The organism is Streptomyces sp. NPDC059477, assembly GCF_042749375.1.
Taxonomy (GTDB): Bacteria; Actinomycetota; Actinomycetes; order Streptomycetales; family Streptomycetaceae; genus Streptomyces.
Genome location: NZ_JBHYUG010000048.1, coordinates 56,760 through 64,840 on the forward strand (window position 1 = coordinate 56,760; position 8,081 = coordinate 64,840).

9 protein-coding genes are annotated in these 8,081 nt (G+C 72.7%); 2 read left to right on the forward strand and 7 right to left on the reverse strand.

Translation table 11 applies throughout. The annotated features are described in order from the left end of the window. Positions 1-144: 144 nt before the first annotated feature. The 3 genes from ACFXAZ_RS23515 to ACFXAZ_RS23525 all read right to left on the reverse strand — a co-directional run bounded on the left by ACFXAZ_RS23515 (position 145) and on the right by ACFXAZ_RS23525 (position 2,256). Complete coding sequence (locus ACFXAZ_RS23515; RefSeq protein WP_384594533.1) at positions 145-960, reverse strand: SAM-dependent methyltransferase; 816 nt, start codon at positions 958-960, stop codon at positions 145-147. An 88-nt stretch (positions 961-1,048) separates the two neighbouring features. Then, positions 1,049-1,285 (reverse strand): DUF397 domain-containing protein, encoded by a 237-nt coding sequence (locus tag ACFXAZ_RS23520; protein WP_384594537.1) that lies wholly within the window; start codon positions 1,283-1,285, stop codon positions 1,049-1,051. A gap of 83 nt (positions 1,286-1,368) precedes the next feature. Further along, a complete protein-coding gene (locus tag ACFXAZ_RS23525) occupies positions 1,369-2,256 on the reverse strand; it encodes a helix-turn-helix domain-containing protein (protein WP_384594540.1) in 888 nt (295 codons plus the stop codon). A 329-nt stretch (positions 2,257-2,585) separates the two neighbouring features. Here ACFXAZ_RS23525 and ACFXAZ_RS23530 point away from each other — a divergent pair, with 329 nt between their 5' ends. After that, complete coding sequence (locus tag ACFXAZ_RS23530; RefSeq protein WP_384594543.1) at positions 2,586-3,455, forward strand: ATP-binding protein; 870 nt, start codon at positions 2,586-2,588, stop codon at positions 3,453-3,455. 661 nt (positions 3,456-4,116) lie between these two features. Here the strand turns inward: ACFXAZ_RS23530 and ACFXAZ_RS23535 are convergent. The 4 genes from ACFXAZ_RS23535 to ACFXAZ_RS23550 form a co-directional block, all read right to left on the reverse strand. Continuing rightward, on the reverse strand, positions 4,117-4,428 hold the full coding sequence (locus tag ACFXAZ_RS23535; protein ID WP_384594546.1) for a hypothetical protein: 312 nt from the start codon (positions 4,426-4,428) through the stop codon (positions 4,117-4,119). A gap of 19 nt (positions 4,429-4,447) precedes the next feature. Further along, positions 4,448-4,561: a PhzA/PhzB family protein gene (locus ACFXAZ_RS23540; RefSeq protein ID WP_384594567.1), complete on the reverse strand. Its 114-nt coding sequence runs from the start codon at positions 4,559-4,561 to the stop codon at positions 4,448-4,450. Continuing rightward, positions 4,527-4,736 carry a PhzA/PhzB family protein gene (locus ACFXAZ_RS23545; protein ID WP_384594549.1) on the reverse strand — a complete coding sequence of 70 codons (210 nt, stop codon included), beginning with the start codon at positions 4,734-4,736 and terminating at the stop codon, positions 4,527-4,529. The genes ACFXAZ_RS23540 and ACFXAZ_RS23545 overlap by 35 nt, the downstream gene beginning before the upstream one ends. A gap of 176 nt (positions 4,737-4,912) precedes the next feature. Beyond that, entirely contained in the window at positions 4,913-6,169 is a 1,257-nt protein-coding gene (locus tag ACFXAZ_RS23550; protein ID WP_384594552.1) for an MBL fold metallo-hydrolase, read from the reverse strand. Positions 6,170-6,304: 135 nt separating this feature from the next. Here ACFXAZ_RS23550 and ACFXAZ_RS23555 point away from each other — a divergent pair, with 135 nt between their 5' ends. Then, positions 6,305-7,519, forward strand: a complete 1,215-nt coding sequence (locus ACFXAZ_RS23555) for a Glu/Leu/Phe/Val dehydrogenase dimerization domain-containing protein (protein WP_384594555.1) — start codon at positions 6,305-6,307, stop codon at positions 7,517-7,519. The last annotated feature ends 562 nt before the right edge of the window (positions 7,520-8,081 follow it).

The window sequence follows — 8,081 nt, forward strand, 5'->3', positions numbered from 1 at the left end:
CCCGCCGGCTTCCTTGTTCTTCTGGATCCCTCTGGGTTCTTCTGGGTTCTTCTGGACTGCCGGCCGTTCCTCGGCACCCGGCGGCCCTTTCCGCCCTCCCGGCGCCTTACCCAGAACATCACCCACCGTGACCAGCGGTCGGTGTCACGGCTTGCGGGCCACCGCCCCGTACATGGCGATGTCCTCGTCGCGGATGTTCTCCTCGCCCGTGCCGTCCGGGAGCCATCGGTGCACCTGGACGATGCCGGGCTCGACGAGTTCGAGGCCGTCGAAGAACTCGTTCGCCTCGCCTATCGTGCGCAGCCGCATCGGCATGTCCCGGGCCGCGTACTCGCGGGCGACCCGGGCCACGTCCTCGGGGGCGAACTCGGCGGTGCCGATGGACATCGCGAGATAGCTGCCGGACGGGAGCGGCTCAAGGAGCCGGCGCACGATGCCCACCGCGTCGTCCTCGTCCAGCACGAAGTGCACGATCGCGATGACGGTGAGCGCCACCGGCCGGGTGAGGTCGAGCGTCTCGCGCAGTTCGGGGGCGTCCAGGATGGAGCCCGGATCGCGGAAGTCGGCCTCGATGTACGACGTCCGGCCCTCGGGCGTGCTGGCCAGCAGGCCCTGGGACAGGGTGAGGACGATCGGGTCGTTGTCGACGTAGACGACCCGGGACTCGGGCGCCACGGACTGGGCGATCTCGTGCAGGTTGGGGGAGGTGGGGATGCCGGTGCCGATGTCCAGGAACTGGCGCATCCCGGCGTCCTCGGCGAGCCAGCGCACGGCACGGTTCATCCAGTCGCGGTTGGCCCGCATGTGGATCGGCAGCGCGGGCCACTCCCGGGCCATGGCGTCGCCGGCCTCCTGGTCGGCGGGGTAGTAGTCCTTGCCGCCGAGGACGTAGTCGTAGATCCGCGCGGAGTGCGCGTGCTCGGTGTCGATACGGTCGGCAGGCCATCCGTTGTCAGGCAACGCCGTGCTCCCATTCGGGTCGGGTGAGTGAGCCAGGTCCAGCGATAACAGCAGGGGAACCACCGGTTCACCCCCAGAACCAGCAGGTTCACAGCAGAAAGTCGGCGTCACCCGCCTTCACACCCGACAGGAAGCGGGACATCTCGCGCGGGGTGAACACCAGTACCGGGCCGTCGGGGTCGGTCGACTGACGCACCGCCACGCGTCCGTCGGCCAGCTTCATCACCTCGACGCAGGCACCACCCGCGTCATCGCTCCAGGGCTTGGACCAGCCGTGGACTCCCGGGTCCCGGGAGGGCGTGCCGTCGCGCACCGGCTGGGGCATGTCAGAGGGACGGTGGGGAACATCGGGTACGCGGTGGGGCACGTCGGAACTCCCTAGAACTTCTCAGAACTTCCCAGAACTTCCTAGAACTCCTTCTGGAACTCCTTGCGGATCGCGCCGAGTTGGGCCTCGGTCCGCCCGGGCGGCGCCGCCTGGGCGCCCAACCGGTCCAGGGCCTCGCGGTAGACCACGACGTCGTCCCTCTTGTCCAGATACACGGCACCCACGAGGCCGTTGAGGTAGACGATGTCGGGCAGCTCACGGGCCCGGAACCGGAAGATGTGGTACGCCCCCGCCCGCATCGCCGGGTGGGGTCCCTGGGCGAACCGCATGATCTGCACGGTCACATGCGGCAGCCGGTTCATCTCGATCAGATGGTCGATCTGCGCCCGCATCACCTCGGCCCCGCCGACCGGCCAGCGCAGCACGGTCTCGTCCATCACCACCCACAGCCGCGGCGGCACCGGCCGCAGCAGCAGTTCCTGGCGGCGCATCCGCAGCGCGACCCGGCGCTCGGTGGCCTCGGCCGCGGCATGCGGGTTGCCCGCGCCGAGCAGGGCTCGGGCGTAGCTCTCGGTCTGGAGCAGGCCGTGCACGAACTGGGGTTCGTAGGCGCGGATCTGCAACGCGGCCTGTTCCAGGCTGAGATACGCGGCGAACCAGTCCGGCATGACATCGCGGTAGGTGTGCCACCAGCCGCGCTTGTTGGCCTCGCGGACCGACTTGAGGAAGGTGTCGATCTCCTGCTGGTCCGTCACCCCGTAGACCTGGAGCAGCTTCTCGGCGTCCGCGAGCCGCAGCCGGGCGACTTTCGCGGCCTCCATGCGGCGGATCGTGGAGTGGCTGACCCCGATGGCCATGCCCGCCTGCTCGAAGGTCAGACCGGCCCGGACCCGCAGCTCCTCCAGCTGCCGCCCCAGGATCATGCGCAGGACGGAGGGAGCGCCGCCCCAGTCGGTCTCCGCGGTCACGCCTTACCCCCTCGATGCCTCCGGGTTCCAGGGCCAACCGTCTCACGCGATCACTTCCACTCACGTGTTCGATCGCGTTCTACCGCGCCAGCATGCGCATGCCTATTTGCAATTTTCAACTTGTAGGTTGCGAAAGGCCGTTGCCGGATGACACATTGGACCTACCGCCCCGACGCGCTCAACCGCGAGGGACCACAGCTCAGTTGAGCCGAGTGGGGCGGTGACCCACTGTCGTCGGATGCGGCTGACCACCGCACCCGCGCGTGGCCGGGCCTTCGGTGCGACTCCGTTACGGCCCCGGGCACATGGCAGACGAAAGGCGTGCGGCGATGGCTTCGCCCTACCTCCCCCACCCGCCGGCACAACTGCCCCCGTCCGGCCTGCTCAGAGCGGTGCCCACGAGCAGGCGCGCGTACGACGACCCGCGGGAGCACACCCGCGCCACAGAACCACCCGGAGGCGAGTTCGCCGGTCAACTCCCTGGGGACCCGTGCCCCGACCGCCTCGCCTCCGGGGATCACCCCACCGCCGCCGCACCGCATCGCGCCGCGGAGCGCGCGTCCCGCTTATCGGACGCGTTCGCGCTCCCGGCCGCCCCGGCCTCCGTCGGCGCGGCCCGGCGCCGTGTTCGCGCGGTCCTGGACGGCTGGCAGCTGGCCGAGGAGACCCGGGACGACGCCATCGTGGTCACCTCCGAGCTGGTCACCAACGCGGTCACCCACTCAGCGAGCGAGCACGTCATATGCCGCCTGCGCCGCACCCCCCAACTGCTGCGCATAGAGGTGGAGGACCAGAACCGCAGTTCCGCCCGCCCCACGCCCCGCCGGTCGGCCCCCGACGACCAGAGCGGACGCGGCCTCCTGCTGGTCGCCGCGGTGAGCGCCGACTGGGGCGTCGACGTCGCCCCCGACCGCACGGGCCGGATCGTCTGGGCCGAACTGCCGACGACGGCGACGCCCTTCCCGACCCCGACGCCCACACCACCGTCCGCCCCGGCCCCGGCCCCGGACGGCACGCGGGACGTCGTACGGCAGCATGACCAGCACCGGCCAGATGACTCGCACGACTTGCGCCAGCCGTATGAGCCGCACCACCGGCATGAGCCGCACGCGTCCGTGCCGGACCACGCAGAGACCACCACCGGCCCCTCCCCCACCCGGCCGAAGGATGTACGCCATGCTCCGACCCCACGGCACTGAGCCCCACCGACCTCCCCTTGTCCGCCGGGCGGATCCGTCCTGGACACCGGCCCGCCCCAAGCCCGAGCCACGGGTCGGGCCCCCGGCACGACCCGGCGGATCAGCCGGCCGCCCCTGAAACGGGCACCGGCGCCGGGCCCCACGACAGGCGGCGCCCAGCGTCACCGGCCCGGTGAACGTGTTCTAGCCCCGCAGATCCACCGGGTCCGGCCCGACGGGCTCCCGGCTGCCCGAAGTTGGTCGATCTCTTTCTGCACGCCCTGATCGGGCACAGCCCTTCAGAACACAGGGAACCCGAGCGGGAGGCCGAGACCCACGGCGACGAACGGTCGTCGCGGGGTGAGCAGGGCGTCCAGGGCCGTGTGCAGCCGGTCGATCCTAGGACGCCCGCGCTCTTCGGGGTCACCGGGCAGGGCCCGAGCACGACGAGATCGTGGCGGTCGAGAGCGGGGACGCGCCGGGGTGGCGGACGTGCCGGACCGTCGCCAGCAGCCCCGGTGAGCGGAGTTGCCGGACGAGATCGCGGTGGAGGTGCGGCGCGGGAAGAAGTGGGAGCCCTCGTCGCCGCCGATCGCCTCGTCGGCGATCCGACGTACCGTACGCCCGCGGCCGTGTCGTCCAGGTCGAACGCGGCACCGGTCAGGTGGCCCGCCGCCCTGGGCTACCGGGCCAGCGCCTCGGCGACCGGGACCGTCCGGTGTGTGGGTGACGGACAGCGGGCCCCTCTTGTGCCACCCGGCTCGCCGGTCGCGGCGTGCGGCGCGTCCGCCGGTAGGTCGAGGACGGCGACCTTGTGGCCCGCACCCAGCGGCGTGCGGTCGTCGGGGTCCTCGGTGGGGTCGCCGCTCCGCACGACCAGCGCGGCACCGGCCGTCACTCGGGCCAGGGCGCCTTCGAGCGCCCGTAGTTCACCGGGGCGCACCGGAGCGGGACGAGGCACCAGGGTCGCGCGCGACGGGGGTACGGCGGTCATGGCACCGGCGTCGCCCGCTTCACGTCGGAATTCCATCCCGCCTGGTCTCGGGCACCGGAGTGCCGAGGGCGCGCAACTGCGCGAAAGGGTTGAGGAATTCAGGATCGCGGGTGGTGATCGGGCCGTCGGCCAGTTCTCAAGGAATGCAGGAAGTGATTCTCGTAACGGCCTTCCGGATGGCCGCGAAAGCGAATCGTGCCGTGGTCGTCGCATTTCGCCCAGAAATGATGGAGGGCCGGGGTCTCGCAAATCCGGACGCGGTACCACTCCCAGTCCGGGAAACAGCGCAGCGACCAGCGCACCGTCACGGTGGCCCGATCCGGCCTCGCCCGGGTTCTGGGGTGACGGGGCTGGGATCACGACGGGCGTGATCCCGGCACGAGGGCGGCACCGGGCCAGGTAGCCGGACCAACCGGGTCGCTGCCCGGAGCCTGCCCGGGACCCCCCACCCCGGGCCCAGGGCCCCCGGCTCACCCCCCGTACGTCACCGATCCCCCGCCAGATCCAGCCCGCCCCGAGCGCTTGGAGCCGTACCCGTATCCGACGCGTTCCCCGAGCCGTCGTCGTCACCATCAGCCTCCGGAGCCGCTCCCGAGGGCACCTGGGAACCCGGCCCCTCCCGCCAAGGGCGTTCGATCCGTGCCGACACCGTCCGCCACCACCGGTCCGTCGGGAGGGTGCCCGTCGGTTCGAAGGGCTGGCCGGGGTGGGGGAAGGCGACGGGCTGGCCGGTGGTCCCGGTGAGGTCGGCCGTCCATTCGGCGGGCTCGGCCCAGGGGTGGGCGGCGAGGGTGAAGGTGCCCCAGTGGATGGGGAGGAGGACGCCGTGCGGCCGGCCGCCCTGGAGGTCGAGGTGGGCGCGCACGGCCTCCTCGGGGGTCATGTGGATGTCGGGCCAGAACTCGCTGTACGCGCCGAGCTGGATCATCGTCGCGTCGAAGGGGCCGTGGTCGGCGCCGATGTCCTTGAAGCCCGCGAAGTAGCCGGTGTCACCGCTGTGGAATATGCGGTGGCGCTCGCCGGCGACAGCCCAGGAGGCCCAGAGGGTGTGCTGGCCGTTGCGCAGGCCGCGTCCGCAGAAGTGGCGGGCCGGGGTGGCGGTGAGGGTCAGGCCCGCGACCTCGGTCGACTCGTGCCAGTCCAGCTCGCGCAGCCGGCTCGGGGCGACGCCCCAGTGTTCGAGGTGCGCGCCGACGCCGAGCGGCACGGCGAACACGGTGTCGGTGCCGGCCAGCGCCTTGATCGTGGGCAGGTCCAGATGGTCGTAGTGATCGTGGGAGATGACGATCACGTCGACCGGGCCGAGCGCGGCGAGCGGCACCGGCACGGGGTGCAGCCGCTTGGGCCCGGCGAAGGGGAACGGGGAGCAGCGCTCGCCCCACACCGGATCGAAGAGCACCCGCGCGCCGTCGATCTCGGCGAGGACACTGGAGTGCCCCATCCAGGTGAGCCGCAGCCCGCTCGCCGGGGGCCGGGCGATGTCGGCGAGGGTGGTGGCGTGCACCGGGGGCACGGCGAAGGGGGCGCGGCGGCGCCGGGCCTCCTTGTCGGTGTACTGCCTCGCGATGCCGAGCAGCGACGACGGGCTGGTGCGGGCGACACCGCCCGGGTTCTGGAAAACCCCGTCCTTGAAGTGGGGTGATCTGCGGATCCGCGCCAGACGCTCGCCGCTCGGGTCCGCGCCGAACGCCTCGGGCCGCAACGCGCGGAGCCCGGAGTTCGGGGAACGGAAGCCGGCCACATTACCTCCAGTGGAGTCGCTGAGATCTCCATTATGGTCGCCCCCTCCGACAACCCCGATTGACGCTGCCCGAACACAGCTTCAATACTGACCGATCATTCAGTAATAGGACCAGCGCATCCGCCTAGGAGCCCCATGCCAGCCCCCCTGTCCGCCCCTGTGCCGGCCCCTGTTCCGGCCCCCCTGCTGTCCCTCACCTGGAACGACCACGTCACCGGCCGAACGGGTTACCTGGTCGTGGACCGGCTGGTGCGGGGCGTGGCCAGCGGCGGACTGCGCATGCGCGAAGGGTGCACGCTCGACGAGGTGACCGGCCTGGCCCGTGGCATGACCATGAAGGAGGCGCTGCACTACGACCCCGGGGCCCGTTACGTCCCGCTCGGCGGCGCCAAGGGCGGCATCGACTGCGATCCGCGCTCCCCGGAGGCGTACGGCCTGCTGGTGCGGTACCTGCGCGCGATGCGGCCGTACATCGAGAGCTGCTGGACCACCGGCGAGGACCTGGGCCTGACCCAGGACCTGGTGGACCGGGCGGCGGCCGAGGCGGGGCTCGTGTCCTCGGTGCAGGCGGTGCATCCGCTGCTGGACGACGAGCCCGCCGCGCGGCAGCGGCTCGCGGACGCCTTCGCCGTGGAGGTGGACGGCATCGGCCTGGACGAGCTGGTCGGCGGCTGCGGCGTCGCCGAGTCGGCGCTCACGGCGCTGGACCGCGCGGGCGTGCCGTACGCGGGCACCCGCGCGGCGGTGCAGGGGCTCGGCACGATGGGCGGCGCCACCGCCCGTTTCCTCGCCCGCGCGGGGCTCACCGTGACCGCCGTCGCCGATGTGCTGGGCACCATCGCCAATCCGGCGGGCCTGGACGTGGAGGCGCTGCTCGCCGCCCGGGACGCCTACGGGACGGTGGACCGTACGGCGCTGCGGCCACAGGACCGTGAACTGCCCGCCGACGGGTGGCTGTCGGCGGGCGCGGAGGTGCTCGTGCCCGCGGCCGTGTCGTACGCGATCGACTCCACGAACCAGCACCGGGTCACCGCCCGCTGGATCGTGGAGGCGGCCAACATGCCGGTGACGGGGGCGGCCGAGGAGCTGCTCGCCGCGCGGGGCATCACGGTACTGCCGGACGTGGTGGTGAACTCCGGCACCAACGCCTGGTGGTGGTGGACCCTGTTCGGCGACATCGGCCCCGACGCGGGCGAGGCCTTCGCGTACACCCGCCGCTCGATGCGGGCCCTGGTCTCGCTGACACTGGCCCGCGCGGAGGACAACGGCACGACCCCGCGCGCCGCCGCGCACGCCCTCGCCGCGGAACGACTGCCGGTGATCGCGGAGCGCTACGGCTGGTACCGCTGACGCGACACGGCAGCGCCGGGCTCGGCCGGAGTGGGCTGGGCACGCCAGGTTGAGCTGGACCGGGTTGAGCTGGACCAGGTTGGGTTGGACCGGGTTGGGTTGGCGGTTGCGGGGCCGGGCGGGGTCGAGCCGAGCCAGGTCTAGCGGGGCCGAGCCGAGCGGGCCAAGGGGGGCGAAGCCGAGCACGGCCGAGCCAAGCCGAGGTCGGCCGTGCCAAGCCACGCAGGGCCGGGCCGCCGGGCCGCGGTGCCGGACTGTTGAGGCTGACGCCCCGGGAGGGGCAGAAGCCGTTGCCTCGCCAGCTCCATCCGAGCGCGCAGGCCCCCCGCACTCCACCCCACCCATCCCCGGGCCGGGCCGAGCCGAGCCGAGCGGGGCCGGGCCACCAAACCGCCAGGGCACCCGGGCCGCCGGGCCGCCGGGCCACCAAACCGCCAGGGCCGCCGGGCCGCCGGGCCGCCGGGCCGCCGCACCCCCGCACCCCCGCACCCCCGCACCCCCGCACCCCCGCACCCCCGCACCCCCGCACCCCCGCACCCCCGCACCCCCGCACCCCCGCACC